Raw genomic sequence first — 26,417 nt, forward strand, 5'->3', positions numbered from 1 at the left:
TTCCTAACGCTGATGCCACCCAGAAAGCAGGAACTTCGATTCCACCGCACTGGGCCGGTACAGTTTCTGTACTCGCCGCGTCGCTGGGAAAGGCCTATGGTTCCGGCGGAGTTTGAGGGGAAGGCAACATCGTGACCCAGTCCGGATACAAACAGTTCTGCCCGTTATCGATGGCCGCGGAGGTGCTGTGCACCCGCTGGACCATGGTTCTGCTTCGCGAATTGGTGGCGGGCTCGACCCGTTTCAACGATCTGCGCCGCGGCGTCCCCAAAATGTCGCCGACCCTTCTGTCGCAACGGCTCAAGGAGCTCGAACTGGCCGGGATCGTCGAGCGCAAGGAGGTGCGCGGCGAGAAAGGCATCTTCGAATACCGGATGACCGAGGCAGGCAGGGATCTCCGTTCCGTCGTCGAGGCGATGGGTTTTTGGGGCCAGAAATGGGTCGAGTCGCGGCTGTCGCTGAAGAACCTCGATCCATCGCTGCTGATGTGGGACATGCGGCGCAATCTCAACGCGTCGCCGCTGCCCGACGGGCGCACGGTGATACAATTTCTGTATCAGGAGCTCCCCGCCTCCAAGCGGTCATGGTGGCTGATCGTCGAGAAGCACGGCGAGGTCGACCTCTGCTGGTACGATCCGGGCTTCGATGTCGATCTCTACGTCTCGACCGACCTGCACACCATGACCGAAATCTGGATGGGGCTGATCACCGTCGAGAAGGCCGGGCCGAAAGTCATCTTGACGGGCGACCAGGACATCGCGCGCAAAATGCAGACCTGGCTCGGCCTGAGCCCGTTCGCGGTCGAACCCAAGCGAGCGGCCTAGCTGCCTCTTGGCGAAACGTCCCGAAGCGGTTATGTGTCGGGCCGCGTGGTCCCGTAGCTCAGTAGGATAGAGCGGCAGATTCCTAATCTGTAGGTCACAGGTTCGATTCCTGTCGGGATCACCACGCTTTCAACTGGTTACCTGACGGTCGCGTCGGTGCTCGGCTGTGAACGCGTGCGAGGAAGTCGCGCACCAACGCAAGCGCCTCATCGAAATGGGTTTCCAGTAGCCAGTGGCCGGCGCCATCGAGGAGATGGAGCTCTGCTTGCGGCAAGTCGCGCTTGTAGGCGCGGGCCGATGCGGCCGGCATATAGCCATCCTCGGGACCCCAGACGATCAGTGTCGGTGGTTGCCGTTCGCGCAGATAAGCCTGGTATTTCGGGAACCAGTTGAGGTTCGCCTCCAGCTTCTCCATCAGGCCGACCGCAAGCCGCCGACGGGGCGGCGTGTCCATCAGAGGCCAATGGAGTTTCCACAGATCCGGTGGCACGCGCTCGGCCACGGCCTCGCCAACCTCACCGATGAACTCGTGCCGGAAGCCCTCCTCGCTCACCGCTTCTTCCAGCGGGCGATGCTTGTCGGGCGTCTTGTCGTTCCAATACGCCTTGATGGCTGCGTATTTCGGGCCGAGCACGTCTTCGTAGATGTCGCCGTTTTGGATGATAAGCGCGGCAACGCGCTCCGGATAGGCGATGGCGTGGCGCAATCCGATCTGCGAGCCGTAATCGTGCAGCCAGAGCGCATAGTGAGACAGGCCGAGCGCGTCCGCGAAAGCCGCCAAAAACCCGGCATAGGTCTCGAAATCGTAGCCGAATGCAGCCATGTCGGGCGTAGCGCTGTAGCCGAAGCCAGGAAAATCCGGGGCGAACGTGTGCCAGCGATCAGCCAGTCCGGGCATCAGCCTTCGAAACTGATAGGACGAACAGGGATAGCCGTGCGGCAGCAGAAGCACCGGAGCGTCGGCCGGGCCTTCCTCGCGAAAGAAGACAGTAATTCCGTCAACTCTGATTTGGCGGTGTCGCAACTTTGCCTCCTCGATCGAAAGGCTCCGAAAATGACTGGTAACCCCCGCATCCCGTTGTGAGCGCCTGGATCCGAAACTCATGATCAGGTCGAGGGTTCCCGGTCGCGCCGGTGACAGCGGCCAAGGAACCTGCCGCCGATCAGATCGTTTCGCGGTATCTGGCTAAGGCCAATCGGAGCGGAGGCAGACATGCCGCATGCTCACAATCGCGGGACACCGAACATCGGCAAAGTCTGCCGTGGATTCGGGCCTTGGCGCGATGCTGCGTGACGTCGATTATGTCCTGCAAAAACTCGACTGGATGCGCGCCGAAGGCATCTGGCCCAACGGCTTGCGGTATCTGTGGACCGATGCATTCGGAGTCGTGCTCTACGTCTCGCTTTATGCGGAAACTGGCGAACAGCGCTGGCTGGACGAGGCCGAGCGGCTGGTGGCCGATGTCGAGCGTGTGCTCGGCCGCCGGCGCGGACTGAGGATCGGCGAAGCGGCGGATCGCGACGGCCAGTACTTCCACTATCTGGCGATGTGGCTGTTTGCTTTGGCGCGTCTCGGCGATCTGAAGCCGGAATACCGCAAGCGCGGCATTGCGCTGGCGCGGGACATTCACCCGGCGTTTGTGGTCCCTGGCCGCGGCGTGATCTGGAAGATGCAGGAGGATCTGAGCAGCCCATATCCTGGCTATGGTCTCGGCAGCATGGATGCCTATGACGGCTACGTGGCGAAGCGGTTTGCCGAACTGGAAAAATGGGCGAGAAAGAACCTTTCGGTCGGCGACGTCGTGGGGCGCTGGTGCAATGAGGATTATGATACGGCCGACAGGATTCCATATGCCGGCGAGCCCGATCCAAAAATGGGCTCGAGCGCGACCCGGCGATCGTAATCATTGCCGCGATCATGCGCGGCGCCGACCCTCCCGCCACGAAGCCAGCAGCCGCATGACAAATTGGGGGGCAGATCACAAGGAGAAATCCCATGCATGCAAAACTCGTGACCGGAGCAATGCTGATCGCGATGTCGGCGCTGCTCCAACCGGCATCGGCGGCACCCGATTGGCAAACAATCGCTAAGGCGCTCGGCAAATCCGGAACCGAGACGCCTGATGGCGTCTACCGGGTCGGGCTGCCGCGAACGGACCTGAAGGTTTCGCTCGACGGCGTGGCCCTGAAACCCGGATTTGCGCTTGGAGGCTGGATTGCGTTCGAACCCATGGGAGATCAGGCAATGGTTATGGGCGACATCGTTCTGACGCAGGACGAGGTGAACCCGGTCATGAAGAAGCTTGAAGAAAGCGGGATCGAGATCACTGCGGTACACAACCACTTGCTGCGCGCGGAGCCGATGACACTCTACATGCACGTCTTCGGCCAGGGCGACCCGGTTACGCTCGCCACAGCGCTTCATGCCGGATTGGCGCTGAGCAAAACACCGATGGGAGGCGGCGCCCAGCCGCAAGCCGCACCACAGATCGAGTTCGACACGGCCGGTGTCGACCAAACCATCGGTTATAAGGGTAAGGCCAATGGCGCGGTCTACCAGTTCACGATCTCGCGCGCTGAGCCGGTCGAGGAAAATGGAATGGAAGTGCCGGCGGCCATGGGCTCGGCAATAGCGATTAACTTCCAATCGACAGGTGGCGGCAAGGCGGCGATCACGGGTGATTTTGTGCTGACAGCAAAGGAGGTCAATCCGGTTATCAAAGCCATGCAGGACAACGGCATCGAGATCACCGCGTTGCATAGCCACATGCTCGATGAGCAACCGCGGCTCTTCTTCATGCATTTCTGGGCGTACGACGATGCGCAGAAGCTGGCGAAAGAACTGCGCGCAGCCCTCGACAAGGTCGCCGTCAAAAAGAGCTAGATTGGGCGTCCGCGCGCGCGTCCAACGGCGGAGTTCGGCCGACTCGGAGCATCGTCGGCCTTCTTCCCGCCGCCTCGGGAATGGTTCTCTGGCACGGCGTCTCTCCGCCACCAGCATTGCGCCTGAGATCACCTTTCCATCGCACACGAGACTCAAGGGGCGGGCCGGGCTTTTGCGAACTAACGCGTTCGGAACGATCAAAGGTCCGCTTCGTTCTGATCGGATGGACTGGATTAGACTAGGCCTCCTGGCGTTGGCGGGGTTCCTCACCTGGACACTGAACACCCTCTCGGCCGGAGGCGGAGGTCTATTGCTGATCCCCGCCGTGACTTTCATCACAGGGAGCGCGGCGGTTGCGCCGGTCATCACCTTGACCGAGCTCATCGGCAATCCCATCCGCGCCCTGGCCTTCCGGCGCGACATCGATTGGAGCCTGGTCCGTTGGTACCTGCCCGGCGCCATCGCCGGTGCCGCTGCGGGCTCCTGGCTCTTCGCCAACAGTCGGGCGGAATGGCTCCAGATACTCATAGGGATCTATCTGATCAGTGCAGTCTGGGAATTTCGCGGCGGCGCGCGCGAGCGGAGCTACCGAGCCCGCCGCTGGTGGTTCCTCCCGGCCGGCCTGATCGTCGCGCTGTTGTCGGCGCTGATGGGCACGGTGGGACCCGTCTTGAATTCGCTCTATCTGAACTACGGTTCGGAGAAGGAGACGTTGGTCGCCACGAAATCGGTGAACTCGTTTGTGACCGATGTCGTCAAGATCGCGGTATTCACCGGACTCGGCGCGCTCGGTGGTCAGGCGGTCATGTACGGCGCAGCCGCGGGTTTGGGCGCTGCGCTTGCCAATCTGCTGGCCAAGCGCTGGCTCGAACGCCTAAGTGGACGACAGTTCCGCGGCCTTGTGGTCGCGCTCATGGCTGTGAGTGGAGCGCTGATGATCTGGAACCAGCACAGCTTCGTTGTGCAGGCCTGGCGCGCGGCCACAGGAATGTCTTAACAATGTCGATGTTGGCTGGAGCGCTGCGCCGTAGCTTGGTTGACCGGTCGCGCGATACGCAGAAGCTGGCAAAAGGCCTGCGCGCAGCCCTCGACAAGGTCGCCGTCAAAAAGAGCTAGCGCTTCCCGTCCGCGCGCATCATACAGGGCTCTTCGAACCAGCCGACCTAACCAGCTCAGCTTCGAGAAGCTTCGTGAGATTAGATCGCGCTCAGGGTCACGGCGGCAAGAACCAGATAGCGGCCGACCTTGGCGGCAGTGACCAGCAAAAGGAAAACCCGAAAAGGCTCGCGCGCAGGACGCCCGCGACGACGGTTAGCGGATCACCGACAACCGGCAGCCAACTCAGCAGGAGCGACCACTTTCCATAGCGGCGATACCACACTTGCGCGCGGTCCAGTTGCGCTTGGTTCATCGGAAACCACCGTTGGCCCCGAAAGCGCTCGATGCCTCGCCCGAGCCGCCAGTTGATCACCGATCCAAGCACGTTGCCGACGCTCGCGACTCCGATGAGCAGCCAGGGCGAGTAATCCGCAAGCACGAGCTCGACCAGCACTGCTTCCGATTGCATCGGCAGGATCGTAGCGGCGAGCAAGGCCGCCAGGAACAGACCAGCACAGGCCGCGAGATCGGTCATTGAACCGCATATCCGCCAGTCGACCTAATGATGGTGACCTTCGGGTTCGACCATCTTGAACGGCAGCACCTGTTCGCGATCTTTCGCGGTCAGCACCAGACCTGCCTGGAACTCATGCGGTTCGGCAGGGGCGACGGTGCTCTCAAGGCGGTGATGGTTGTCGCCGACAGGTTCGAGGCGAAGCGTCTCCGGCCCGCCGGGCCGGTCGATGATCACCGTCGCTGCCAGATCGTCGGCCTGGCGATCGATGGTCAGCCGCGTCCGCTCGCCGGCCGGTGTGTCGACGATTTCCAACGTCCCCGCAGCCAGACCGCAGGCGACCTTAAAGGGCTCCGGCGCAGCGTCAGTTGCGATACCGATCCGTGGCCAGCGCAGCGCATCATAATTCTGCTGTTCCTTCAGCCTGCAAAGTCTCCGCGAGAATCGTGAGGGTCGCGCCGGTGAAAGCGGCCAAGGAACCTGCCGCCGATCAGATCGTTTCGCGGTATCTGGCTAAGGCCAACCGGAGCGGAGGCAGATATGCCGCATGCCCGCAATCGCATGGAACCGAACATCGGCAAAGTCTGCCGTGGATTCGGGCCTTGGCGCGATGCTGCGTGACGTCGATTATGTCCTGCAAAAACTCGACTGGATGCGCGGCGAAGGCATCTGGCCCAACGGCTTGCGGTATCTGTGGACCGATGCATTCGGGGTCGTGCTCTACGTCTCGCTTTATGCGGAAACTGGCGAAGAGCGCTGGCTGGACGAGGCCGAGCGGCTGGTCGCCGATGTCGAGCGTGTGCTCGGCCGCCGGCGCGGACTGAGGATCGGCGAAGCGGCCGATCGCGACGGCCAGTATTTCCACTATCTGGCGATGTGGCTGTTCGCCCTGGCGCGTCTCGGCGATCTGAAGCCGGAATACCGCAAGCGCGGCATTGCGCTGGCGAGGGACATTCACCCGGCGTTTGTGGTCCCTGGCCGCGGCGTGATCTGGAAGATGCAGGAGGATTTGAGCGGTCCTTACCCCGGCTACGGCCTCGGCAGCATGGATGCCTATGACGGCTACGTCTCTTACCGAATGCTCGACGACGAGGAACTGGCGCCCGAGATCGCGCAGATGCGTGCCCTGATGGAGCGCGATTGGCGCAGCCTCGACATCGACCAGGACCTCGGCCTCGGCATGATGCTGTGGCTCGCCCATTTCTCTCCCGACGAGCCGTGGGCCGAGGCCCAGACGAGGCGTTCGCTGCGAACCCTGGAAACGATGTGGGTCGACCCGCCCGGTTATTTCAGCCGCGCGCCATGGCTGCGCGATACCAAGTTCGCCTTCACCAATTACGGCGTTTCGCTCGGCCTGCAGGCCGCCGGTATCTGGCCGGGGCGTGTCGATAGGCTGAACGCCTTCTTCGAGGACTGGCGCTCCGGCGACGAATACGACCGCGAGGCGATCACCTGGGTGATGGCCTGCACCTCGCACCTTCCCGGCGCTTTTCTGACCCGGGGTGGCGAGACAATGATTGAAAGCGACCAAGCTCGGGAACGTTCCTCCGCCGGCGCGGTTGTCGATGGAAGTGCATGGAGACGCAAGGGGCGCGGTTGAAATGGCCATTCTCTTGGGAAAACCGGGAAGCTGTTGGGTGGCGGCAGCCGCCTCCACGAACTATCCCCAGCTCGAAGGTTCGATCCGTGCGGACGCCGTTGTCGTGGGTGCTGGAATTGTCGGGCTGACGACGGCGCTTCGGCTTTGCGAGGCGGGCCGGTCGGTGGTCGTCCTCGAAGGCCTGCGCACAGGCGGCCAGGTGACCGGCCGCTCGACGGCCAAGATCACCACGCAGCATGCGCTGATCTATCGTCATCTCATCGACAGCGTTGGCCGGGACCTGGCGCAGACCTATGCCGATGCGAATTCCGCCGGCGCGCGCCAAATCCGCGATTGGGTTAACAACTGCGCCATCGCCTGCGATTTCGAGAGCAAGGACGCCTATACCTACACCTGCAGTGAACGCCGCTGCGCGGAGATTGCGGCCGAGGCGGAGGCCGCGCGCCAGGTCGGGCTGGAGGCCGAGATCTTCGACCGCGCGCCGCTGCCTTTCGTAACGGCCGCCGCGCTACGGTTCCCCGACCAGGCGCAGTTCAATCCGGCGATGTATCTGGTTGGCCTGGCGGAAGCGGTGACGGCCCGTGGCGGTCGGATCTTCGAAAACAGCCGCGCCACCTCGATCGACGAGGCAAGTCGCTGGCGCGTCGTCACCGATGGCGGCGCCGTTGATGCCGGGCACGTCGTCGTCGCCACCAACATGACGGTGAAGAGCCCCGTCGGCATGGCGAACCGGACGCAACCGCGCTGCCACACCGCCATGGCCTTTCGGATCGACGATCCCCTCCCTGTCGACGGCATGTTCATCGGCATCGACGACCCGACGCATTCCATCCGCACGGGCCGTGATGCCGAAGGGCCACTGCTGGTCACGCTCGGCCCCAAGTTCAACACCGGCTGGGACGGCGACGTGGCCAAGCGGTTTGTCGAACTGGAAAACTGGGCAAGAAAGAACCTTCCGGTCGGCGACGTCGCCTGGCGCTGGTGCAATGAGGACTATGATACGGCCGACAGGATCCCATATGCCGGCGAACCCTATCCCGCCAAGGCCGCCGGCTTCCACATTGCCACGGGCTTCAACGCCTGGGGCATCACCAACGGGACGGCCGTGGGCGAGATGATCGCCGACCTGATCTGCGGCCGCCCGAGCCCATGGCAAAAACTCTACGATCCGGCCCGGCCCTATCCTGAGGACTTCCACAAGAACGGCCGCAGTCAATCGATCGTCTCGAGCACCCACGACATTGCGCCTGGTATGGGCGGCGTGATCGTCAGGGGAGACGAAAAGATTGCGGCGTGGAGAGACACCGAAGGCGCACTCCAGGCGGTTTCGGCGATTTGCACCCACAAGGGCTGCACCGTAACCTGGAACAATGCGGACCACACCTGGGATTGTCCCTGCCACGGCTCGATCTTCGCCGCCGACGGTTCGGTCATCCACGGCCCTGCCCGAAAACCGCTTGCCCAGATTACATTGTGAAGGCGGCGACCGACACGGCCCGCGTCACGCCGGCCGTTCGTAGGTTCCGACCAGCTCCGTCTCCTCCAATGCGTGTTTCTGGGCTTGCTTCCAGACCTGATGCACGCCCGCCTGTCCTGGTACGCTGAGGCTCGGCACATCGAGCGCGGCCAGCAGGAAGTGGTAATGGTGGACGCCGTGCCCTGCAGGCGGCTGCGGACCATCGTAATACGCATTGCCGAAATCGTTGGTGCCTTGCCTGAGTGCCGACGGGCCGGGCTTGCCGTCTTCGGCCTCGGCTAGTCCCCCGGCATCCGGCGGGATGTTGAACACCGCCCAGTGCCCGAAAATCCCGCTTGGTGCATCGGGATCCCGCACGACAAGAACAAGGCTCTTGGTACCATCCGGGACACCGGACCACTTCAGCGGCGGCGAGACGTTCTGGCCGTCACGCGCATATTTTTCGGGAATTCTTCCGCCTGCCCGGAACGCCGGGCTGATAAGGGTGAGTGGCATTGCTATTTCCCCAAGGAGGTTGCGACCGAGAAGCCCGCGCCTGCGCCGTTCACGCCGCTTGCTGAGCTTCGGCGACGCGTCTTATCTCGCCCGGCAGGGATTCCCAGACCTTGTGCATCTGTCCTTCTCCGACGTGATGGGCGAGTACCTTGGACACGACCCTGAATGCATCCTTGGAATCGACCGGGCGGGTAAATTCCAGCTCCGCCTTGATCTTGGCCAGAAACTCGTCGAGCGACCGCATCTTCTCGGGAGCTTTGGAAGGCTGATATTGGTCATAGAAGGCGCCGCGCACCAGGATCGGCAGCTGCGAGCCGAGGTGGGCTGCAAGATCCGGCTGCATACGGTCGCGAAGGGCGTGCAGCACCGCTCCGAGAACGTGCCAGGCGACCTGCCGATCCGGTCCAATCTCGTCCATGATCTCGTCGAGCCAGATGTTCGTGGTCTGCAGTGTCTTGTCGAATACGTCGAGTCCGGTGGCATTCATCGAAATCCTCCTTCCGTTCAAATCCGACTAGGTGATGTGACCAAACAGCCGTACCTGCCCGTTGTTCCCCCATGCGCATGTCCTGATGCGCATTTATTGTCGGAGGTCCCGTCTGTTGTCGGAGGTCCCGTCATGAGGGAATTCGGGCCGGCTTTTTTGCCGCTGTTTTTCGACCACCTTTCTTGGCCGGCACCGGAACATCCTCATGGGTGGACGAGTTTTGTTTGCCGTCGCCGATCACATGGCGACGAGTGATGCAGACACAAAAAACAGGAGAAGAACCATGGCACATCACGATTTGGCGCCCCGGACGCCATCGCGCAGCCTCTACCCATCCGCGCGCGACCCGCTCACGTCATTCCACCGGCAGATTGACCGCCTGTTCGACGACTTCTTCGCGCCGATGGCCGAAGCGACTACGGCCGGCGATCTTTGGCCGAGCGTCGACGTACATGAAACAGACCAAGCCTATAAGGTCACCGCCGAATTGCCGGGGCTCGAGCAGAAGGACGTTGAGCTCAAGCTGCGCGAAAACACCCTCTTTATTACGGGCGAGAAGCGTTCGGAGCACAAGGAAGGCGAAGGCGGCCGCACCTACAGCGAACGCAGTTATGGCCGGTTTCAGCGGACCATCCCGCTGGAAGCGGAGATCGATGCCGACAAGGTGCAGGCCACTTTCAGGAACGGCATTTTGGCTGTCGAGCTTCCGAAGAACCCCGCTGCAAAGGACAAGACACGCCGCATAGAAGTGAAAGCGCGATAGTTGCCAAACTGAAGGCTGCCTGAGCAGGCGGCGTTCAGCCCAGATGGAGAAGAACGGCGAGCACGGCGGCAACCGCCCAGGCGAGCGTCTAGCGCCGGGGATCGTCCGTTGCCTCGGAAACGCCTTCGAGAGCGATTTTGGCGGCTTCCTTATCGGTCCGCCCGAGGTCGGCCAGGGCAATGACGCCGACGAGGCGCTTGTCGTGATTGATCACCGGAAGACGACGCACCTGATGCTTGGCCATGATCTTCGCCGCATCGGTGATATCGGCGTCATCGAAGCACCAATAGACATGCTCGGACATGACCTCGCGAACGGTCGTGTTGCCGGCTGAGCGCTCCTCGGCGACGCCGCGCATCACGATGTCGCGGTCTGTCACCATGCCGACCAGCCTGTCATTCTCGCCGACCGGAAGGGCGCCGAGATTGTCGGCCCGCATTTTCCGGGCGGCATCCCTGATTGTCGTGTTCGGGCCGACCAGTTCGGTCCGACGGCTCATGATCTCCTGAACTTGCATGGGATATTCCTTTCCCTGATTGCTGAGGCAACAAGTCGCCAGACGGACCTGTTGCCACGCATCGCTAGATTGCCAGCTGGCCGGACGAGGCATGTACGGATCACTATCTTCGATCTTCCCGATCCGCGCTGAGGCGCGTGCCGGTGCCGGCACCTCGCGATCGAAACTATTCTTGGAACGTCCAGGCAGCGAGCGAGTTCCAAAATGGTACCGGTGCCGCACCCATCCCACGGAATGTGGACGCAGGCTGGTGAAAAAACATCCACCGGGAAAACAGATGCACGCGGATTGAAGGTCATGGCTATCATCTTTTCAGATCGCCGCGAGGCCGGGCGGCAACTCGCCGGGGAACTCGTTCGCTTTGCCGGCCGCGACGATGTGATCGTATTGGCGCTGCCCCGAGGCGGCGTGCCGGTCGGCTACGAGGTCGCGCAGGCACTCAAGGCACCGCTCGACGTCTTCGTCGTGCGCAAGCTCGGCGTCCCCGGTCACGAGGAACTGGCCATGGGGGCGATCGCGCCCTCAGGTGTACGTGTCCTGAACGACGAAATCGTCAACGGTCTGGCGATCCCGCCACATGTCATCGACGCGGTCGCTGCAAAGGAGGAAAAAGAGCTTCTGCGCCGCGAGCACCTCTATAGGGACGGGCGACCCCCACCGCAGTTGAATGGACGAACCATTATCCTCGTGGATGACGGGCTTGCGACCGGATCGACCATGCGGGCCGGGATCAAGGCGCTGCGAAAAAACCACGCCGCCCATATTGTCGCGGCCGTTCCCGTCGGTAGCCCCGACACTTGCGACGCGATGCGGGCGGACGCCGACGAGGTCGTTTGCGCGACGACACCAGAGCCGTTGCTGGGTGTCGGGCGCTGGTACGTGGATTTCTCGCAGACGAGCGATGAAGAGGTCCGCGCGCTCCTCGCCAGGTCCGTGCGCAAGCCTGCGGCTTCCCACAAGCCTGCCGCTTCCGAAGAGGAATTGGCTGGGCGCGCGGGCGCGGGTCCGGCGCCTGGCACCAGATCGACATAGCGGAGGTGGATATGGACCGGGATAGCGAGCACGTCGTGCATGTTCCCGCGGGACTTGTCACGCTTGAGGGCAATCTTTCGTTGCCCCCGGATGCTCGCGGCCTTGTGCTCTTCGCCCACGGCAGCGGAAGCAGCCGCCACAGCCCGCGCAACCGCCACGTGGCCGAAAGGCTGAACGAGGCGAACCTCGCCACCTTCCTCATCGACCTGTTGACGGCCGAAGAGGAGCGGATCGACCAGGTCACGGCCGAGTTGCGCTTCAATATCGGACTGCTCGCCGACCGGCTGGTCGGCGTCACGGATTGGCTCGGCGCCTCGCCGGAAACGTCGGGGTTGCGTCTTGGCTATTTCGGCGCGAGCACGGGCGCCGGTGCCGCCCTGGTGGCGGCGGCCGAGCGGCCCGACCAGGCCGCGGCCGTAGTTTCGCGTGGTGGCCGGCCCGATCTTGCAGCGCACGCCCTGCCGCGCGTCCGGGCGCCGACCTTGCTCGTCGTCGGAGGCGCGGACACGGAAGTGATCGCACTCAACCGCTCGGCGCTGGCGGCGCTCCGCAGCGAGAAGGAGCTCGCCATTGTCCCTGGCGCGACACATCTGTTCGAGGAGCCTGGCGCCCTGGACGAAGTCGCGGGTCTGGCGAGCCGATGGTTCTTGCGCCATCTGGTTTCGGACAGATCGGCATCAACGTCCTGACGGCTGGGGCTTGGATCACCAGTGCCGGGATCATTTGCGTGCTCAACGCGTTATGATCCTCATAAGACCGCGCGCAGCTGCAATCCGAATGGCTGTCGCAACCCGTATGTGGGAGAAAGACAATGCCGGACAAGAAAACCATCGAGAAGGCCCGAAAGGACAAGCGCGAGGGCAAATCGCCGAGCACACAGGCCGGCGAGTTCGTGCACGAGGAGATCGATAAAATCCGCCGCGGCGAGCACGGCGCGCGCTCGACCCAGCAGGCCATCGCCATCGGGCTTTCCGAGGCGAGACGCGCAGGCGTAGACCTGCCCCCGCCCAAAAAGGGCAAGGTGAAGGAGAGCACGCGCAAAAGCGCCGAATACGCCTATGAGGCCGGCCAGGGTGAACGCACGCCGAAACGCCGCCCGCGGGTCTCGAAAGCCGTCTCCAAGGTGCTCGAGCACGAGCCGAAGAGCACGGCGTCGCACGAGGCGCTGGCGCAGCAGGCCAAGCGTGCGGCCTCGCGCCGGACGGCTGAGGAGCGCTCGGCCGCCGCCAAGAAGGCCGCCGAGACGAAAGGCGCCAGCGGAAGGAAGGCGGCGGCGCAGAAGGCCGCCAGAACGCGCGCACACCACGCATAGTTCAAAGACGGCAGTTCGCCTCCTGGAAATCCGATATGGCCCAAACGACCGGTATCGAGCTCTGCCCCGGCAGCGCGGGACAACGCCGCTGCCCAAGGCGAACCAGAGCCTGCATCCGCGGGACAACATCGACTTCGAAATCACCGCTGACGACACGGTGGCGCTGAACGAGCAATACTCGTCGCTCGCGATGCTGCCCGACGCGTGACACCGACCGGAGGTACTCGGCGGCAAGGGCAGCGGGAGACCGGTCAGGAAAGCGCAGCCTGTTTCTTGAGCATGATGCGTATCGCCCATAACGCGGAGAAACTCTGATCATGACCTCAGCTGCCAGCACGACAATGCCGCGAGCCACCACTCAGACGAGACATATCGCTTTGCTCGGCGCGCCCTCTAATCTTGGGCTGATGCCGCAGGAGGGTGAGCCGGAGCCCGGCGTGTGGAAGGCGCCGGAGGCACTTCAATCGCTTGGTCTCGCCGACCGTTTGGGCGCCGGTCCGTTGCGCTCGGTTCGGGCTCCGCTTTATCGGCCTGAGGTGGATCCTGCGACGGGCGTGCGCAATGCCCAGGCCCTGCGCCAGTATTCCAAGACGCTTGCCGAAGCGGTCGACGAGGAGCTGAACTCGGGAGGGTTCCTGCTCATGCTCGGCGGCGATTGCAGTGTGTTGCTTGGCCCTGCGCTCGCGCTGCGGCGTCGTGGCCGCTACGGCCTTATCTTCTTCGATGGGCACACCGATTTCAAATTGCCGGATACCTCGCCGTCAAAGGGAGCCGCGGGCATGGATTTGGCCTTCGTGACCGGCCATGGCCCGACGCTCCTGACCGATTTCGGCGAGCACACTCCTTTGGTCCGTGAGGCCGACGTAGTCGCGTTTGGCTATCGCGATGTGCAGGACCCCGCGACTTACACGTCCAAGGCCGTCTTCGAAACCGATGTTCACCGGATGGATTTGGCTGACGTGCGGCAGCGCGGCTTCGCCGATGCGGCACGCATAGCGCTTGACGCGATCACAGGGCAGGACGTCGAGGGTGTATTCGTTCACTTCGATGTCGACGTGCTGGACAGCGAGATCATGTCGGCTGTCGATTCGCCGGAGGCCGGCGGTGTCTTGCCCGACGAAGCTGTCGAAGCCCTTCGCACATGGTGCAACGATCCACGCGTGATTGGGATGGAGGTGACGATCTATGATCCCGACCGCGATCCGGATCGTCGCTGCGGCAAGCTGCTGATCGACATTCTGGTCGCTTCCCTTCGCGGCCGGTGACCAATGGGAGTCCTGCACTTGTGCACGAACGCAATCCGCCGGCACGAATGGCCGTCGGTCTGACGGATCGCCGCGCGCACCCATTCTGTGGTGCTACCTCATCGGGAACCGTTCTCAACGAACATGGTTCCGAGTGTGCGACCGAAGCATTCGGCTTCTTCTACCCGGCTATCGCCAAGGAGATTCGCCATGACCGGCAAAACCCGTCCCACCGTCCTGATCACAGGCAGCAGCGGGTTTCTGGGCCAGGCCATCGCTCGCGGCTTGATGGAGCGCTACGACATCATCGGCCTTGATGTTGCCAGACGATCCTTGCCCGGCGTCGAGACGATCGAGATCGACCTTACCTCGGACGCGAGCGTGGCGAAGGCACTGGCCGAGGTGCGCGAGCGGAGCGGCGGCCGCGTTGCCTCGGTAATCCATCTCGCGGCTTATTACGACACGACCGGCGAGGATAATCCGAAATACGGCGCGGTGACCGTCGAGGGAACGCGCCGGCTGCTGAACGCGCTGAGGGGGTTCGAGACGGAGCAGTTCGTGTTTTCGAGCACGTTGCTGGTGCATGCGCCGAGCCCGGCGAAGGGCGCCAGGATCGACGAGCGATCGCCGATCGATCCGGCCTGGGCCTATCCGAGATCGAAGGCCGAGACCGAGACGCTGATCCTGAAGGAGCACGGCGACATCAAGGTTGCGATCCTGCGACTGGCGGGTGTCTATGACGAGGATTGTCACGCGGCCTTCATCGCCCAGCAGATCGCCCGCATTTTCGAGCGCATGCCGACCGCCTATCTTTTCACCGGCGACATCACCACCGGCCAGCCCTACCTGCATCTGGACGATCTCGTCGACGCCGTGGTGCGCACCGTCGACCGGCGCAGCGCGCTTCCCGACGAGACCGTACTGCTGATCGCCGAAGAAGAGACGCCGTCCTACGACGAGATGCAGAAGCAGATCGGGCAGCTCCTGCATGGCGAAACCTGGCGGACCCTGTCCCTGCCGAAAGAGGTGACGAAGCTCGGCGCCTGGATGCAGGAGAAGGTTCTCGACCAGGAGACCGACATCAAACCATGGATGATCGAGAACGCCGACGATCACTACGAGATCGACATCTCCCGCGCCAGGCGCCTGCTTGGCTGGAACCCGCGGCACCGCCTGACCGCTACCTTGCCGGAAATGATCCGGCGGCTGAAGGCGGATCCTACCGACTGGTACAAGAAGAACAAGCTTGAACCGTCGGCGGCCGCCGCTTCCGCGCCCGAGCTCGACCAGGCCGCCGAACGGCTGCAGCGCCCGCTCGAGCGCTCGGACGACGAGGTCGAGGCGGAAACCGAACGCCACCGGGCCGCAACGCTGTGGGCGCCGCTGACCAACGTTGCGATCGGGCTGTGGCTCGTGGCGTCGCCCTTCACGCTCGGCCTGTTCGATCCCGCTTCAGCACCGATTCCGCCGGCGCTCGGACATGAGATCGCCTCGCCGGAGACGCGCGACGGCAGGCTCGGCATCAGTGAGATCGTATCCGGCCTCGCCATCCTGTCGCTGGCGCTCGTCGGCATGCGCCGGCGCTGGCACGGGCTGCAATGGATCACCGCCTCGATCGGGGTTTGGGTGATGTTCGCGCCGCTGCTGTTCTGGACCACCAGCGCCGGAGCCTACGCGACCGACACGTTGGCCGGCATGCTGATCGTCGCGTTCGCGGTGATGATCCCGCCGACGCCGGGTATCAGCCGGCGTGCCCTTGCCGCCGATGACGACCGCCCGCTCGGCTGGAGCTATTCGCCCTCCCTCTTCACCCAGCGCATTCCCATAATCGGCCTCGCCTTTGTCGGCCTGTTCGTCTCGCGCTATCTCGCTGCCTATCAGCTAGGGCACATCGACAGTCTTTGGGATCCGTTCTTCGGCCCGGGCGAAACGCCGGCCGGCAATGGCAGCGAGGCGGTGGTCACCTCCTGGGTCTCCAAGGGTTTTCCGATCGCCGATGCCGGGCTGGGCGCCTTCGCCTATGCGCTGGATATCCTCGCGGGCGCGATCGGCGATCGCCGCCGCTGGCGTACCATGCCGTGGATGGTGCTTTTGTTCGGCTTGCTGGTCGTTCCGCTCGGTGTGGTCAGCGTCGGCTTCATCATCATCCAGCCACCGCTCATCGGGGCGCTGTGCACGCTCTGCGTCGTCCAGGCTGCCGTCACCGTCGTCCTCATCCCTTATTCGGTCGACGAGGTGCTGGCGAGCTGCCAGTATCTTTGGCACGCGAAACAAGCGGGAGAGCCGTTCTGGCGCACATTCTGGTGCGGAGGTCCGGCACTTTCGGAGGACCAGACGCCAACGCCGGATCTCGACCGGCCGCTATCGGCAGTGGCGCGGGACTTCGTCACTGGCGGTGTGAATTTCCCCCGGACCCTTGTCGCCAGCACACTCGCCGGCGCCCTGCTGATGATCACGCCGCTTGTCTTCGGCACCAGCCCGCCGCTCTACTTCAGTGATCATGTCACCGGCTGCCTGGTCATCATGATCGCCGTTACGGCGATGGCCGAGGTGGCGCGCGCCGTCCGCTTTGTGAACATAGCGCTTGGAGCCTGGATCGCCCTCTCTCCGTTCATGCTCGCCGGCGGCGCGGCGGCGAGCCTCGCCAATCTGGCGATCGGAGCGCTGCTGGTCGGGCTCAGCCTGCCGCGCGGCACGCGCAGCGCTGCGCATTATGGCGGCTGGGACCGGGCCATCGTCTGAGAATGTTCGGCGGCGCAGGACGGTCGGCCAGGTGGCTGCAAAGATTGATCCGCATCAACCTGTCGAACACATCGAGCGGGAAGTCGGCGAAAGGCGCAAAGGCGGCCGTACCCTTCCAACTTGAATTTTCCGCGTATCTGCATTTCACAAGTCGGCAAATAAATTAGGGAGGAATTTCAGCATGATAAAAGGGCAATTCTCTGCGCCGGCATCCTCGCCGCCGGTATGTGGGCCGCGTCGTCATCGGCGTCCGCCGAAAGCCTGACCATGTCTTGCGGCGTTGACGAGGTCTGGTGCCAGCAGACGGCGCGGGCGCAATTGCGCGCCGAGGCCGCCAACCCAAAGGGAGACATCTGGTGGGGCGGAGCCGGCGATCCGCATCTGCGGGCAGCCGAGGAGGGCCTGACAGTGGAATACAAATCGCCGCTGCTCATGCGGGCCGGTTCTGATCAAAGCTTGAAGGATTGCACGCAGAGCTGGCGGACCTGGGCGAACACGCCGCTGCCGGCGCAAATCACCAGCGCGCCGTTTGCCAGCACCGTCTTTGGGTCGGGCTTGACTATAGTGCCGCCGGCTTCTTCCACCAGCAGCATGCCTGCCAGGCAATCCCAGGCGTTCATATGCTCTTCGACATAGCCGAGCAGCCTGCCGGCGGCCGCATAGGCGAGCATCAACGCGCCGGATGCGTTACGGAAAAACACGCCGCCCTGTGAAAACAGCAAACCGATGAGCGTTGCGACGTTCTGCATTTCGGCGCGGTTGGAAAAGCCGGTGCCCAATGAGCCGTCGGTCAGGCTGGTGGCCGCGCTTGCCCTGATCGGCTTGCCGTTGAGAAAAGCGCCGCCGCCCTTACGGCAATGGAACGTTTCGCCGGTAGAGGGCTCGTGGATGACACCCACGACAGTGTCGCCGTCCTTGGCGCAGGCGATGACCACACACCAGGCCGGAATGCCCCGCACGAAATTCGCGGTGCCGTCGATCGGATCTATCACCCAGACATGCCCGCTCGATCCGGTGACCGAGGCATGCTCCTCGCCGACAATTCCATCGGTCGGGTAAGCGGCTTTCATTGCCGCACGGATGAACAGCTCGACCTCGCGGTCAGCCTGCGAGACCATGTCCTGATGACCTTTGTTCTCGATGGCGAGGCTGTCGAGGTCGCGAAAATACTTCAGGCCGAGCGCGCCGGCACGCCGCGCGAGATCGATGGCGAACTGTTCGCGCGTTGCTGTGTCGGGTGTCATGAGATCCTTGGGATGGCGAATGTGATCTGAGGAAAATACCCCAGCCAAAGAAGCTTAGCGGTGAAGCTAAGAGCGTGCAAATGACGAGCCCTGCCTTTTGCGGGGCGGCCCCGAGGCCGACCGGTCTTCCATGCGCCCGACAGCGACAGTCGCGCTCATACGGGTCCGGTCATGTCGCCTCGATATAGATGATCTGGCCGGTCATGAAGCTCGACGCGTCGGAAACCAGGAAGATCGCGGCACCGCCCAGTTCATCGAACTCGCCCACGTTGCCAGCGGCCGACCAATGCCACGGCTGAGATTGCCGGCGATAAAGGCCCTATCTCCGCCAGACACCTTCGCGGCGCAGATCGTCCATCGTGCACGAAATGCCTTCGCGCAGGATCGACACCATATCGTCGATCTGCTGGCGCTTGATGGTTAGTGGCGGCGACATCACGCACATGTTGATCAGTAGCCGGACCAACAGGCCGAGCTCGTGGCAATGCGCGTCGATGCCGGTCGGCACCTCGATCCGCCTCGCTTATGACCCTGAGGCTCTGCTGGCGATAACCTGAATAATTTTTTGCGCAGCAGTGCGACCGGCGACGATCGCGCCCTCGACATAGCCCGGAAATGACGGCGACAGCTCCGACGAGGCAAAATGCACCGGCGGGGCGCCCGCCCGGATAATGCATTCGGCATCCGTTGCCGCCGCATCGACGATCGAATCGCTGTAACCGCCGCCGCTCCAGTGATCCCCGGTCCAGTCGCGATAGCTGAGATCGGTGACGCCGGCCGCCTCGATACCGAGCGCATCTTGCAGCTTTGATGTCACCGTTGCGCGTAGCGCCGCGCTGTCCATATCCCGCCAGCGCTGCGCCAGCGGCCCGCCGATGAAGACGACAAGTGCTGCATGATCCTCGTCCTTGCTGGCATCGCAGGCAAAAAGTCCGTGCGGCTCCCGCCACATCACCATGCCGCTCAAGCCCCTGTCGCGCCAGAAAGCCTTGGGATAGCGCACAAGCATTTTGATAACTGCGCCGCTTTCCCAGACGCCGAGGGCTCTCTCCAGCGCAGCCGGCAGCGGTGGCACGAAATCGACTCTCGAGGCCATCATCGGCGGTAGCGCGACCAGTACCGCTCGTGCCTCGGTCACGCCGGCAGGCGAAACGACGCGAACCCCTCCCGGGCCGTGCTCAATAGCCTCGACGGCTGTATTCAGCCGCAGTCGATCGCCGAGATCCCGCGCAAGATCATCTGCCAGCGAATGCATGGTTTCGCCCACGAAATACTGCAGCTCCGACACCTCGTTAGTGATGCGGCGATCATTGTCGATCAAGTACCACAGCGGCAGCCTTTCCATTGCCAGGCACCACAGGCCCTCGATCATCGACCGAAAGGCGGCCTTGGCATCGTCGGGATCGTTCTGGCGATCGAGCCATGCCGCGACTGTCAAGCCGGCGATGGCCGGGTCGGTCGGTGCGATCGCGTTCATCCGCTCGCGCATTCGCATCGCGGTGCCGTAAGTGCGCCCGGCTTGCGCCTCGCTCATTCGCGGCTGCGTGACGAATTCGCCTGCGACATGGGTCTCGACCAATGTCTTGCCGCGCGCTCGCACCAGCGCCATTAATTCCGGCATGTCTTCGCACAAGAACTGGCCGCCGCTGTCGATCCGCTCGCCGAGCCCGTTCTGCACGGCTTCGACGCGGCCGCCGACACGGTCGCGGGCTTCGAGTAGCACGACATCGATGCCGGCGTGGTTCAATTCACGCGCGGCCGACAGGCCGGTGAAGCCGGCGCCGACGATGGCCACATCGGCTCGTTCGATCTTGAACTTCATTAGCCGGCCTTGATCTTCTCGAATGTCAGGCGCCGGATCATTGTCTTCATTGCTGATCCACCCTCTTTTTGATGGTTCACGCCGGCCTGGCACCGCGGGCTGCTGAGTTCGGATAGTGCTTGGGGAATGCCGCAGACAGGAACTCGTTCGCGGCCTGCAGCGCCGTCTCGCGTGTGGCGTCCTCGGTGCCCATCATCAAATGCAGCCACAGACCATCCAGCATGGCGCTGAGCGCCAGCGCCATGACTTGCGGCTCATAGGCATAGAAGCCGCTCTGCTTGAGCGCCGCGCAAAGATCGATGAATATGTTCTGGTAGACGGCATCACGTGCGCTGCTCAGCGCCTGATATTTCGGTCGCGATTTGGCCTCGCCCCAGAAGGCACACCAAGCAGCCAGCTTGCGCTTGTTGCAGATCGAGCGGTTGAAATCGGCTGCCACCAATGCCTGCAGCTGGCGGGCGGGATCATCGCCGGCCCTTTGCAAGGCGCTGCGCCAATGCGCCGAATACTCGTCATGCATGTATTGCAAAGTGGCGACGAGCAGCTTCTCCTTGCTCTCGAAATGGAAATTGACGATGCCGCGCGACAGGCCGGCGCCGTCGGCGACGTCGGCCATAGTCGTTTCCGAATAGCCGCGCTTGGCCAATGAATCGATAGTCGCTTCGATCAGTTGAACCTGCCTTGTCTCTTTCGACGCTTTGCGGCCGCGCTTTTCGGAATCGCTTTTTCGCGCCGGTTCGAGGAGGGCTTCGCGCGCCTCTGTTGTCTTCATCGGGGTGATGGTCTCCAGCATCGCCGGCTAGCCGACCGGCATCGGCCGCGAAGATCAGTGGGACGGTGTTTGCCACTGTCAAGCACCTTCTGCATGGCTGCCCATATTCGAATGTTCTCGTCGAGATTGCATCCTTGGAGAAAACGTCGTCGAAGGCACCGTCGGCGAAGGGCAGCAGTCCCGGCGATGCAAACCAGATCAGCGCCGCCGGGCCCGCCTGCAGCGGACCTTGGCTCGAGATCCACGCCAGGCGCGAGCTGCAATATCAAAAGCTGCTGAAGCGTGCCAAACTGGTGCCGCGGCTGGTCGTCAGGCTCGGCCGCCGCACTGCCAATCCGCCTGCGGATTTCTAAATATGGCCGACGACACCGACAGTCCCAAACTCGACGCCGAAGCCGCCGAACAGTGGCAGCTGATCAACACACCGCTCGGCGAAAAATGGTCGGGCCGCACCCGCTATGCTGCGGCCATGTTCTTCTACAAACGCGGTGAGATGAGCGCTGAAACGCTGGAGGCCTACCGTATTTGTGCCAGGCTGGATTCGACCGATCCGCTGCCGATCATCCGCGACCGCGGCATTGGCCAGGACTGGCTTAAACGCATGGGTTTCGAATAGTCGGCCTCCAAATCGCATTCCGGTCAAGCCGGCATCACCCGCTTAGCCGATGGTCTTTTCCAGCATGCCGAGCCAGTTGCGATAGGCGATCTTCTCGATCAGCGCGCGCCCGAAGCCGCGAGCCGCGAAAGCGTCGAGCAATCTTGGCAGGCCGGCAACGTCGCCTATCACGGCCGGGATCATGGCGCCGTCGAAATCCGAGCCCAGGCCGACGCCGTCTTCGCCCAGCGCCTGCAGCAGCGAATCGACATGGCGCACCATGATGTCGAGACTGGTGTCGGCGTTCATCCTGCCGTCCTCACGCAGGAACCCGGTGGCGAAATTCAGCCCGACCATGCCGCCGGAGTCGCGGATCGCGCCGAGCTGCCATTCGGTGAGGTTGCGCGAATGGCCGCAGATCGCGTGCACGTTGGAATGGGTCGCGACCAGCGGTGCGTCGCTGATCTCGACGACGTCGCGGAAACCTTTTTCGTTGAGATGCGAAAGATCGATCATGATCTTCAGCTGGTTGCAGGCTTTCACCAGCGCCTTGCCGGCATCGGTCAGCCCCGGCCCTGTATCGGGCGACGACGGGAAACGGAACGGCACGCCGTGGCCGAAGGCATTGGGACGGCTCCAGACGATACCGAGCGAGCGCAGGCCGGCTGCGTGGAGGACATCGAGCAGGGTGAGCTCAGGGTCGATCGCCTCGACCCCTTCGATGTGGAAGACCGCCGCGATCGAGCCTTGCGCCATCGCCTTCCTCACATCGCCGGCGGTGCGGCAGACAGTGAGCGCCGAAGCCCGCTCCAGCCTGAACAGGATCGAGGCCATCGCTATGGTGGAGTTGAGCGCATCGGCGCGCGGAACCTCGGGCGGCATGGGCTCGCTGTCGCTCGGCGCCAGCGGCACCGCGCCGCGCTTGGATTTCTCGACAGGCGGCGGGAAGATCGCGAACATGCCGCCGGCAAATCCGCCTTTCTTCGCGCGCGGCAGGTCGATATGGCCACTCGGCGTCCCCTCGACGAACAGCTTTTCGACGTCCGCATCCTTCGACTGGTAGAGCCTGAGCAGCGTGTCGTTGTGGCCGTCGAAGACGGGAATGAGATCGGATTCGGTCATGGAGGGCCATTCGGTTGAAGTGGTCGGGCCGCGGAGGGCGAGCCGGTTGTTGCCAATACTTAGGCAAGGCGAGCGCTCTGCGCAAATCCCGCATGTTTGCCTTATGTTTGTACGCCGCCAATGGTCGAAGCGGCACGCGGTAAAGCCGCGCACCCTTTGTCCTGTCATTCATCGAGGGGCAGTCTCTTACCGCTTCAGCACGTCCGCCCATTCCGGATGGCGGCGGAACTGAGCATTGGCGAACGGGCAAAGCGGGATGATCGTCTTGCCCGCCGCACGTGCATCCTCGACGGCACGGGTGACGAGGCGAAGTCCCGCGCCCTGGCCGCGAAATGCATCCGGCACTTCGGTATGGTCGATGATGATCTGGTGCTCGCCGACCTTGGTGAAGGTCATCTCCGCCTCGGCGCCGCTCGGCCCACGCAGGAAGTAGCGGCCCTTCGAGCCGCGGTCCTCCAGCTCGATCTCCGGCAATAGGTCAGACATGGCTTGCGGTCCTTTCATCCGGCGCTACGGCGAACAACTGCCGCGCCGCCTCGATCTCGCTCGGCCGCACCTCATGGCCGCCGTCATGCCACTCGACTGTGACATCGGCACCATCGGCGCGCAAATAGGCTTCAAGCCGCGCCGTCAAATCAGGCGGACAGATCGGGTCTCGCCTGCCGGCGGTGACCAGGATGCGGCTGCCGTCAAGGCTGCCCTTGACCTCCGGCTCGAACGGGATCAGCGGATGCATCAGCACCGTTGCGTCGAACAGCGAGGGTTCGGCAAACAGCACCGAGGCCAGGATGTTGGCGCCGTTGGAATAACCGAGGCCTAGCACCAAAGATGGCTTTGCCGCCTCGACATGTGCCTTGACGAAGCCGGCCATCTTGTCCGTCGCTCGCGTGAGATCGCCCATGTCGTAAACGCCCTCGCCGGTACGGCGAAAGAAGCGTGCGGCGCCTTGTTCCGAGACATCGCCGCGCGGGCCGACGATCGTCGCTTGCGGCGCAAGATCGCGCCCAAGCGACAGAAGCTGATCCTCGTCGCCGCCAGTGCCATGGAAGACGAAGAGCAACGGTCCGCCCAGCGAACCGGGCAGCACCTTGTGAATATACGAATCCTTGCTCATAACCCTGCCCTCAGTCTTCCAGTTTCTGCAGATGCTGCTCGAGATAGGGCCGCAAATGCTGGTGTTGCGACGGCAGTTTCAGCGCCTCGCCGAGATGGGCGGTATCCTCGTCGCGGTCGAAGCCCGGCTCGTTGGTGGCGACTTCGAACAGCACGCCCCCCGGTGTGCGGAAGTAGATCGCCCAGAAATAATCGCGGTCGATCACCGGCGTCACCTGATAACCTGTGTCGAGGAGTGCCTTGCGCACTTCGAGCTGCTTGGTGCGGTTCTCGACGGCGAAAGCAACATGGTGGACCGAGCCGGCGCCGAGATTGGCGAAGCCGGCCCCTGGCAGCGATTCGATATCGACGACGTCGGCGCCGTTGCCGTTCTTCACCGCCAGCCGCCTGATGTTGCCTGACTTGTCGACCTCCTCATAACCCATGAATTTCAGCAGCTCTTCGGTGGCGCCGCCATCTTTCAGCCTGAGCGACACCGAGTGAAAGCCGCGGATCGCCACGTCGGTGGGAATGCCACCCTTGGCCCATGGCGCACGGTTGTCCGCTCTGTCTTCGACCAGCGCAAACCCGTCGCCGTCGGGACCGGCGAACGCAAGACGCTTCTCGCCGAACGTCTCCTCGCGGGACAGCCCGGTGACGCCTTGCTCGGCAAACCGTTTCTCCCAATAGCCGAGCGTGCCCTCAGGCACCGAGTAAGCGGTGGTGCCGACCTCGCCAACGCCATGGCGGCCCTTGCCGATGTTGGGAAACGGGAAATAGGTCATCACCGAGCCGGGTGTGCCGACCTCGTCGCCGTAATAGAGGTGGTAGACATCGGGTGCGTCGAAATTGACGGTTTTCTTGACCCGCCGCAGACCGAGCGTCCCGGTGAAGAATTCATTGTTCTGGCGCGCATCGCTGGCCATCGACGTGACGTGATGCAGGCCCTTGACCTGGTCGAGCATGTTTCTGCTCCTTTCCTTGTGCCGGTGCGGCCCTTGCCGCTGTCCACGCAAATATGAGCATCCGCCTCCTGGCCGCAAAGGCGGCAAACACAGAATGGACTGTGCTGTTAAAGTGAACGACGAAGCAGGTTTTGTTCACCATTCGGCAAACTGGACCGGCTTGCATACTCGCCGAAATTGCGCTCCATGAGCGACGCATGTAGCCAGCGTGAGGATACCGCGGTTGACGGGAAAACGCCCCAACATTCTCCTGATCACCTGCGACCAGTGGCGCGGCGACTGCCTGTCAGCTGCTGGCCACAAGGTGGTAAGAACGCCCAATGCCGACGCGCTGGCTGCCGAGGGCGTTTTGTTCCAGAAGCACTATGGCGGCGCCGCACCTTGCTCGCCGGCGCGCGCCTGCCTCTACACCGGCCTCTACCAGATGAACAATCGTGTCTGCCGCAACGGCACACCGCTCGACGCCCGCCACGGCAACATAGCCCTCTGGGCACGCGCCCTCGGCTATGATCCGACGCTGTTCGGTTATACCGACATGGCGCGCGACCCGCGCACGCTGGCGCCTGGCGACCCGCAGCTGAAAAGCTATGAAGGCGTGCTGCCCGGCTTCACCGTGCGCCAGCTTCTGCCCGAGCACCAGAAGCCCTGGCTGTCATGGCTCAAGGCGCGCGGCGTCGATGCCGGCGCCGGCTCCCCCGCCATTCACCGCCCGGCGGGCGAAATCCTGGAAAACAACGGCGCGATCAGCAACGGTCCGCCAATCTATTCGAAGCACGAGACGCCGTCGGCCTTCCTGGCCGGCGAATTCATCCGCTGGCTCGGCGAGCAGGAGCGCGATGCCCCGTGGTTCGCGCATCTTTCCTTCATCAGCCCCCACCCGCCCTTCATCGTGCCGGCGCCTTACAACGCCATGTACGATCCGGCCATCGGTCCAGCTTTTGACCGGGCGGAAAGCTGGCAGGCCGAAGCAGCAAGCCACCCCTATCTCGCCTATGAACTTAACCTGCAGGAACGGTCGAAATTCCGTCCCGCTTCGGAGGGCAAGGTGCGCGACTGGGGCGACGATAATTTTCGCCGCATCCGGGCGCTCTATTACGGCATGATCTCGGAGGTCGACGCGCAGCTTGGCCGCGTCTGGCAAGCGGTCAAGGCGGCCGATGCATGGGACGACACCGTCATCGTGCTGACCTCCGATCACGCCGAGATGATGGGCGATCATTTCATGCTGGGCAAGGGCGGCTTCTTCGACGGCAGCTTCCATATTCCGCTGGTCATTCGCGATCCGCGCCGCCGCAAGGCGGCCGGCAGCAGTGTCGACCGCTTCACCGAGGCGGTCGATTTGGCACCGACCTTGGTCGAACTCACTGGGCTCGAGCTCACTGGCGGCGAAGTCCTGCCGCATCTCGACGGCCGCTCGCTGGCACCTTTCCTGGACGCAACGGAGCCGGACAATTGGCGCGATGCGGCGCATTGGGAGTTCGATTTCCGCTCGATTGCGGATGGTGATGCAGAACGCTATTTCGGCATCGGTCCGCGTCAGTGCAATCTCGCCGTCATCCGCACGCAAAAGTTCAAATATGTGAATTTCGGCGGCGGCCTGCCGCCCTTGCTCTTCGACCTGGAAAAAGATGCCGGCGAGCTGACCAACGTCGCTGACGACCCAGCCTATCTGCCGGTGCGGTTGGAATTTGCCGAGAAGTTGCTCGCCTGGCGGGCCGAGCATCTCGACCAATCTCTGGCGCTCGCCGAATTGACGGACAATGGCGTTGCCGGCCATGTCGCCGGCTTTCCCTCGACATAAACAAAGCCCGCGCCG

Annotated in this window: 28 protein-coding genes, 1 tRNA gene and 3 pseudogenes; 17 read left to right on the forward strand and 15 right to left on the reverse strand. The window is 63.2% G+C overall.

The window, feature by feature from the left end; all coding sequences use genetic code 11:
- Positions 1-131 precede the first annotated feature (131 nt).
- Entirely contained in the window at positions 132-824 is a 693-nt protein-coding gene (locus NKJ81_RS08905; RefSeq protein WP_352457625.1) for a winged helix-turn-helix transcriptional regulator, read from the forward strand.
- A 47-nt stretch (positions 825-871) separates the two neighbouring features.
- Positions 872-948: transfer RNA gene (locus tag NKJ81_RS08910), tRNA-Arg, on the forward strand.
- Here the strand turns inward: NKJ81_RS08910 and NKJ81_RS08915 are convergent.
- A complete protein-coding gene (locus NKJ81_RS08915; protein WP_352471462.1) occupies positions 943-1,848 on the reverse strand; it encodes an alpha/beta fold hydrolase in 906 nt (301 codons plus the stop codon). The genes NKJ81_RS08910 and NKJ81_RS08915 overlap by 6 nt on opposite strands.
- A gap of 238 nt (positions 1,849-2,086) precedes the next feature.
- Here NKJ81_RS08915 and NKJ81_RS08920 point away from each other — a divergent pair, with 238 nt between their 5' ends.
- The 3 genes from NKJ81_RS08920 (at position 2,087) to NKJ81_RS08930 (ending at position 4,705) form a co-directional block, all read left to right on the forward strand.
- A complete protein-coding gene (locus tag NKJ81_RS08920; RefSeq protein ID WP_352540221.1) occupies positions 2,087-2,728 on the forward strand; it encodes a hypothetical protein in 642 nt (213 codons plus the stop codon).
- A gap of 92 nt (positions 2,729-2,820) precedes the next feature.
- Positions 2,821-3,708, forward strand: coding sequence for a DUF1259 domain-containing protein (locus NKJ81_RS08925; RefSeq protein ID WP_352540222.1), 888 nt, complete (start codon positions 2,821-2,823; stop codon positions 3,706-3,708).
- A 223-nt stretch (positions 3,709-3,931) separates the two neighbouring features.
- Entirely contained in the window at positions 3,932-4,705 is a 774-nt protein-coding gene (locus NKJ81_RS08930) for a sulfite exporter TauE/SafE family protein (protein ID WP_352471466.1), read from the forward strand.
- A 199-nt stretch (positions 4,706-4,904) separates the two neighbouring features.
- Here the strand turns inward: NKJ81_RS08930 and NKJ81_RS08935 are convergent.
- Together NKJ81_RS08935 and NKJ81_RS08940 are read right to left on the reverse strand one after the other, a co-directional pair.
- Positions 4,905-5,341 (reverse strand): annotated as a pseudogene (locus NKJ81_RS08935) (YqaA family protein).
- A gap of 24 nt (positions 5,342-5,365) precedes the next feature.
- Complete coding sequence (locus NKJ81_RS08940) at positions 5,366-5,635, reverse strand: hypothetical protein (protein ID WP_352471467.1); 270 nt, start codon at positions 5,633-5,635, stop codon at positions 5,366-5,368.
- Between the two features lie 232 nt (positions 5,636-5,867).
- Between NKJ81_RS08940 and NKJ81_RS08945 the strand changes: the two genes are divergently transcribed.
- Both NKJ81_RS08945 and NKJ81_RS08950 read left to right on the forward strand, forming a co-directional pair.
- Positions 5,868-6,920 (forward strand): hypothetical protein, encoded by a 1,053-nt coding sequence (locus NKJ81_RS08945; protein WP_352471468.1) that lies wholly within the window; start codon positions 5,868-5,870, stop codon positions 6,918-6,920.
- Position 6,921: 1 nt separating this feature from the next.
- Positions 6,922-8,397: an FAD-dependent oxidoreductase gene (locus tag NKJ81_RS08950; RefSeq protein WP_352540223.1), complete on the forward strand. Its 1,476-nt coding sequence runs from the start codon at positions 6,922-6,924 to the stop codon at positions 8,395-8,397.
- Positions 8,398-8,421: 24 nt separating this feature from the next.
- On the opposite strand, the gene NKJ81_RS08955 is transcribed toward NKJ81_RS08950, so the two are convergent.
- Positions 8,422-8,892: a YbhB/YbcL family Raf kinase inhibitor-like protein gene (locus NKJ81_RS08955; protein ID WP_352471470.1), complete on the reverse strand. Its 471-nt coding sequence runs from the start codon at positions 8,890-8,892 to the stop codon at positions 8,422-8,424.
- A 49-nt stretch (positions 8,893-8,941) separates the two neighbouring features.
- Positions 8,942-9,379: a DUF2267 domain-containing protein gene (locus NKJ81_RS08960; RefSeq protein WP_023677864.1), complete on the reverse strand. Its 438-nt coding sequence runs from the start codon at positions 9,377-9,379 to the stop codon at positions 8,942-8,944.
- A 283-nt stretch (positions 9,380-9,662) separates the two neighbouring features.
- Here NKJ81_RS08960 and NKJ81_RS08965 point away from each other — a divergent pair, with 283 nt between their 5' ends.
- Positions 9,663-10,142 (forward strand): Hsp20/alpha crystallin family protein, encoded by a 480-nt coding sequence (locus NKJ81_RS08965; protein WP_352471471.1) that lies wholly within the window; start codon positions 9,663-9,665, stop codon positions 10,140-10,142.
- A gap of 88 nt (positions 10,143-10,230) precedes the next feature.
- Here the strand turns inward: NKJ81_RS08965 and NKJ81_RS08970 are convergent, their stop codons facing one another.
- Positions 10,231-10,641, reverse strand: coding sequence for a CBS domain-containing protein (locus NKJ81_RS08970; protein ID WP_352458287.1), 411 nt, complete (start codon positions 10,639-10,641; stop codon positions 10,231-10,233).
- A gap of 315 nt (positions 10,642-10,956) precedes the next feature.
- Between NKJ81_RS08970 and NKJ81_RS08975 the strand changes: the two genes are divergently transcribed.
- The 6 genes and pseudogenes from NKJ81_RS08975 to NKJ81_RS32635 all read left to right on the forward strand — a co-directional run.
- Complete coding sequence (locus tag NKJ81_RS08975; RefSeq protein WP_352540224.1) at positions 10,957-11,691, forward strand: phosphoribosyltransferase; 735 nt, start codon at positions 10,957-10,959, stop codon at positions 11,689-11,691.
- 11 nt (positions 11,692-11,702) lie between these two features.
- A complete protein-coding gene (locus NKJ81_RS08980; RefSeq protein ID WP_352458285.1) occupies positions 11,703-12,380 on the forward strand; it encodes a dienelactone hydrolase family protein in 678 nt (225 codons plus the stop codon).
- A gap of 122 nt (positions 12,381-12,502) precedes the next feature.
- The gene (locus NKJ81_RS08985) at positions 12,503-13,003 is read left to right on the forward strand and encodes a DUF6496 domain-containing protein (protein WP_023678569.1); all 501 of its coding nucleotides are present in this window, start codon (positions 12,503-12,505) and stop codon (positions 13,001-13,003) included.
- Between the two features lie 377 nt (positions 13,004-13,380).
- Positions 13,381-14,268: an arginase family protein gene (locus NKJ81_RS08990; protein ID WP_352540225.1), complete on the forward strand. Its 888-nt coding sequence runs from the start codon at positions 13,381-13,383 to the stop codon at positions 14,266-14,268.
- 189 nt (positions 14,269-14,457) lie between these two features.
- A complete protein-coding gene (locus tag NKJ81_RS08995) occupies positions 14,458-16,989 on the forward strand; it encodes an NAD-dependent epimerase/dehydratase family protein (protein WP_352540226.1) in 2,532 nt (843 codons plus the stop codon).
- A gap of 312 nt (positions 16,990-17,301) precedes the next feature.
- A pseudogene (locus NKJ81_RS32635) lies at positions 17,302-17,415 on the forward strand (iron ABC transporter substrate-binding protein); the annotation flags it as partial.
- Between the two features lie 23 nt (positions 17,416-17,438).
- On the opposite strand, the gene NKJ81_RS09000 reads toward NKJ81_RS32635, so the two are convergent.
- The 5 genes and pseudogenes from NKJ81_RS09000 to betI form a co-directional block, all read right to left on the reverse strand.
- Positions 17,439-18,233, reverse strand: a complete 795-nt coding sequence (locus NKJ81_RS09000; RefSeq protein WP_352540227.1) for an inositol monophosphatase family protein — start codon at positions 18,231-18,233, stop codon at positions 17,439-17,441.
- 169 nt (positions 18,234-18,402) lie between these two features.
- Positions 18,403-18,501, reverse strand: a complete 99-nt coding sequence (locus tag NKJ81_RS09005; protein ID WP_352540228.1) for an SDR family oxidoreductase — start codon at positions 18,499-18,501, stop codon at positions 18,403-18,405.
- Between the two features lie 51 nt (positions 18,502-18,552).
- Positions 18,553-18,744, reverse strand: a pseudogene (locus tag NKJ81_RS09010) (aspartate aminotransferase family protein); the annotation flags it as partial.
- Positions 18,745-18,756: 12 nt separating this feature from the next.
- Positions 18,757-20,055 carry a flavin monoamine oxidase family protein gene (locus NKJ81_RS09015; protein ID WP_352540229.1) on the reverse strand — a complete coding sequence of 433 codons (1,299 nt, stop codon included), beginning with the start codon at positions 20,053-20,055 and terminating at the stop codon, positions 18,757-18,759.
- Positions 20,056-20,131: 76 nt separating this feature from the next.
- Positions 20,132-20,848, reverse strand: a complete 717-nt coding sequence (gene betI, locus NKJ81_RS09020) for a transcriptional regulator BetI (RefSeq protein ID WP_502895733.1) — start codon at positions 20,846-20,848, stop codon at positions 20,132-20,134.
- Positions 20,849-20,961: 113 nt separating this feature from the next.
- Between betI and NKJ81_RS09025 the strand changes: the two genes are divergently transcribed.
- The gene (locus tag NKJ81_RS09025) at positions 20,962-21,180 is read left to right on the forward strand and encodes a hypothetical protein (protein WP_352540343.1); all 219 of its coding nucleotides are present in this window, start codon (positions 20,962-20,964) and stop codon (positions 21,178-21,180) included.
- A gap of 2 nt (positions 21,181-21,182) precedes the next feature.
- On the forward strand, positions 21,183-21,443 hold the full coding sequence (locus tag NKJ81_RS09030; RefSeq protein WP_352471481.1) for a hypothetical protein: 261 nt from the start codon (positions 21,183-21,185) through the stop codon (positions 21,441-21,443).
- 42 nt (positions 21,444-21,485) lie between these two features.
- Here the strand turns inward: NKJ81_RS09030 and NKJ81_RS09035 are convergent, their stop codons facing one another.
- From NKJ81_RS09035 to NKJ81_RS09050, 4 genes are all read right to left on the reverse strand, one after another.
- Positions 21,486-22,544, reverse strand: coding sequence for a dipeptidase (locus tag NKJ81_RS09035; RefSeq protein ID WP_352500772.1), 1,059 nt, complete (start codon positions 22,542-22,544; stop codon positions 21,486-21,488).
- A gap of 186 nt (positions 22,545-22,730) precedes the next feature.
- Positions 22,731-23,030 carry a GNAT family N-acetyltransferase gene (locus tag NKJ81_RS09040; protein WP_352451160.1) on the reverse strand — a complete coding sequence of 100 codons (300 nt, stop codon included), beginning with the start codon at positions 23,028-23,030 and terminating at the stop codon, positions 22,731-22,733.
- Positions 23,023-23,658, reverse strand: a complete 636-nt coding sequence (locus tag NKJ81_RS09045) for an alpha/beta hydrolase (RefSeq protein WP_352451159.1) — start codon at positions 23,656-23,658, stop codon at positions 23,023-23,025. The genes NKJ81_RS09040 and NKJ81_RS09045 overlap by 8 nt, the downstream gene beginning before the upstream one ends.
- A gap of 10 nt (positions 23,659-23,668) precedes the next feature.
- Complete coding sequence (locus tag NKJ81_RS09050; RefSeq protein WP_352540230.1) at positions 23,669-24,601, reverse strand: VOC family protein; 933 nt, start codon at positions 24,599-24,601, stop codon at positions 23,669-23,671.
- Between the two features lie 223 nt (positions 24,602-24,824).
- Between NKJ81_RS09050 and NKJ81_RS09055 the strand changes: the two genes are divergently transcribed.
- On the forward strand, positions 24,825-26,402 hold the full coding sequence (locus NKJ81_RS09055) for an alkaline phosphatase family protein (protein ID WP_352540231.1): 1,578 nt from the start codon (positions 24,825-24,827) through the stop codon (positions 26,400-26,402).
- The last annotated feature ends 15 nt before the right edge of the window (positions 26,403-26,417 follow it).

The organism is Mesorhizobium sp. M0018, from assembly GCF_040323955.1.
Lineage (GTDB): Bacteria > Pseudomonadota > Alphaproteobacteria > Rhizobiales > Rhizobiaceae > Mesorhizobium.

What these genes read in the sequence shown, in the direction of transcription:
- NKJ81_RS08955 (WP_352471470.1), bottom strand. Translation starts at nt 8,892, where the DNA reads ATGCCACTCACCCTTATCAGCCCGGCGTTCCGGGCAGGCGGAAGAATT.
- NKJ81_RS08995 (WP_352540226.1), top strand. Translation starts at nt 14,458, where the DNA reads ATGACCGGCAAAACCCGTCCCACCGTCCTGATCACAGGCAGCAGCGGG.
- NKJ81_RS08950 (WP_352540223.1), top strand. Translation starts at nt 6,922, where the DNA reads ATGGCCATTCTCTTGGGAAAACCGGGAAGCTGTTGGGTGGCGGCAGCC.
- NKJ81_RS08970 (WP_352458287.1), bottom strand. Translation starts at nt 10,641, where the DNA reads ATGAGCCGTCGGACCGAACTGGTCGGCCCGAACACGACAATCAGGGAT.
- NKJ81_RS09045 (WP_352451159.1), bottom strand. Translation starts at nt 23,658, where the DNA reads ATGAGCAAGGATTCGTATATTCACAAGGTGCTGCCCGGTTCGCTGGGC.
- betI (WP_502895733.1), bottom strand. Translation starts at nt 20,848, where the DNA reads ATGCTGGAGACCATCACCCCGATGAAGACAACAGAGGCGCGCGAAGCC.
- NKJ81_RS09035 (WP_352500772.1), bottom strand. Translation starts at nt 22,544, where the DNA reads ATGACCGAATCCGATCTCATTCCCGTCTTCGACGGCCACAACGACACG.
- NKJ81_RS08925 (WP_352540222.1), top strand. Translation starts at nt 2,821, where the DNA reads ATGCATGCAAAACTCGTGACCGGAGCAATGCTGATCGCGATGTCGGCG.
- NKJ81_RS08965 (WP_352471471.1), top strand. Translation starts at nt 9,663, where the DNA reads ATGGCACATCACGATTTGGCGCCCCGGACGCCATCGCGCAGCCTCTAC.
- NKJ81_RS09015 (WP_352540229.1), bottom strand. Translation starts at nt 20,055, where the DNA reads ATGAAGTTCAAGATCGAACGAGCCGATGTGGCCATCGTCGGCGCCGGC.
- NKJ81_RS09030 (WP_352471481.1), top strand. Translation starts at nt 21,183, where the DNA reads ATGGCCGACGACACCGACAGTCCCAAACTCGACGCCGAAGCCGCCGAA.
- NKJ81_RS09000 (WP_352540227.1), bottom strand. Translation starts at nt 18,233, where the DNA reads ATGACACCCGACACAGCAACGCGCGAACAGTTCGCCATCGATCTCGCG.
- NKJ81_RS08985 (WP_023678569.1), top strand. Translation starts at nt 12,503, where the DNA reads ATGCCGGACAAGAAAACCATCGAGAAGGCCCGAAAGGACAAGCGCGAG.
- NKJ81_RS08975 (WP_352540224.1), top strand. Translation starts at nt 10,957, where the DNA reads ATGGCTATCATCTTTTCAGATCGCCGCGAGGCCGGGCGGCAACTCGCC.
- NKJ81_RS08980 (WP_352458285.1), top strand. Translation starts at nt 11,703, where the DNA reads ATGGACCGGGATAGCGAGCACGTCGTGCATGTTCCCGCGGGACTTGTC.
- NKJ81_RS09050 (WP_352540230.1), bottom strand. Translation starts at nt 24,601, where the DNA reads ATGCTCGACCAGGTCAAGGGCCTGCATCACGTCACGTCGATGGCCAGC.
- NKJ81_RS08930 (WP_352471466.1), top strand. Translation starts at nt 3,932, where the DNA reads ATGGACTGGATTAGACTAGGCCTCCTGGCGTTGGCGGGGTTCCTCACC.
- NKJ81_RS08945 (WP_352471468.1), top strand. Translation starts at nt 5,868, where the DNA reads ATGCCCGCAATCGCATGGAACCGAACATCGGCAAAGTCTGCCGTGGAT.
- NKJ81_RS09040 (WP_352451160.1), bottom strand. Translation starts at nt 23,030, where the DNA reads ATGTCTGACCTATTGCCGGAGATCGAGCTGGAGGACCGCGGCTCGAAG.
- NKJ81_RS08960 (WP_023677864.1), bottom strand. Translation starts at nt 9,379, where the DNA reads ATGAATGCCACCGGACTCGACGTATTCGACAAGACACTGCAGACCACG.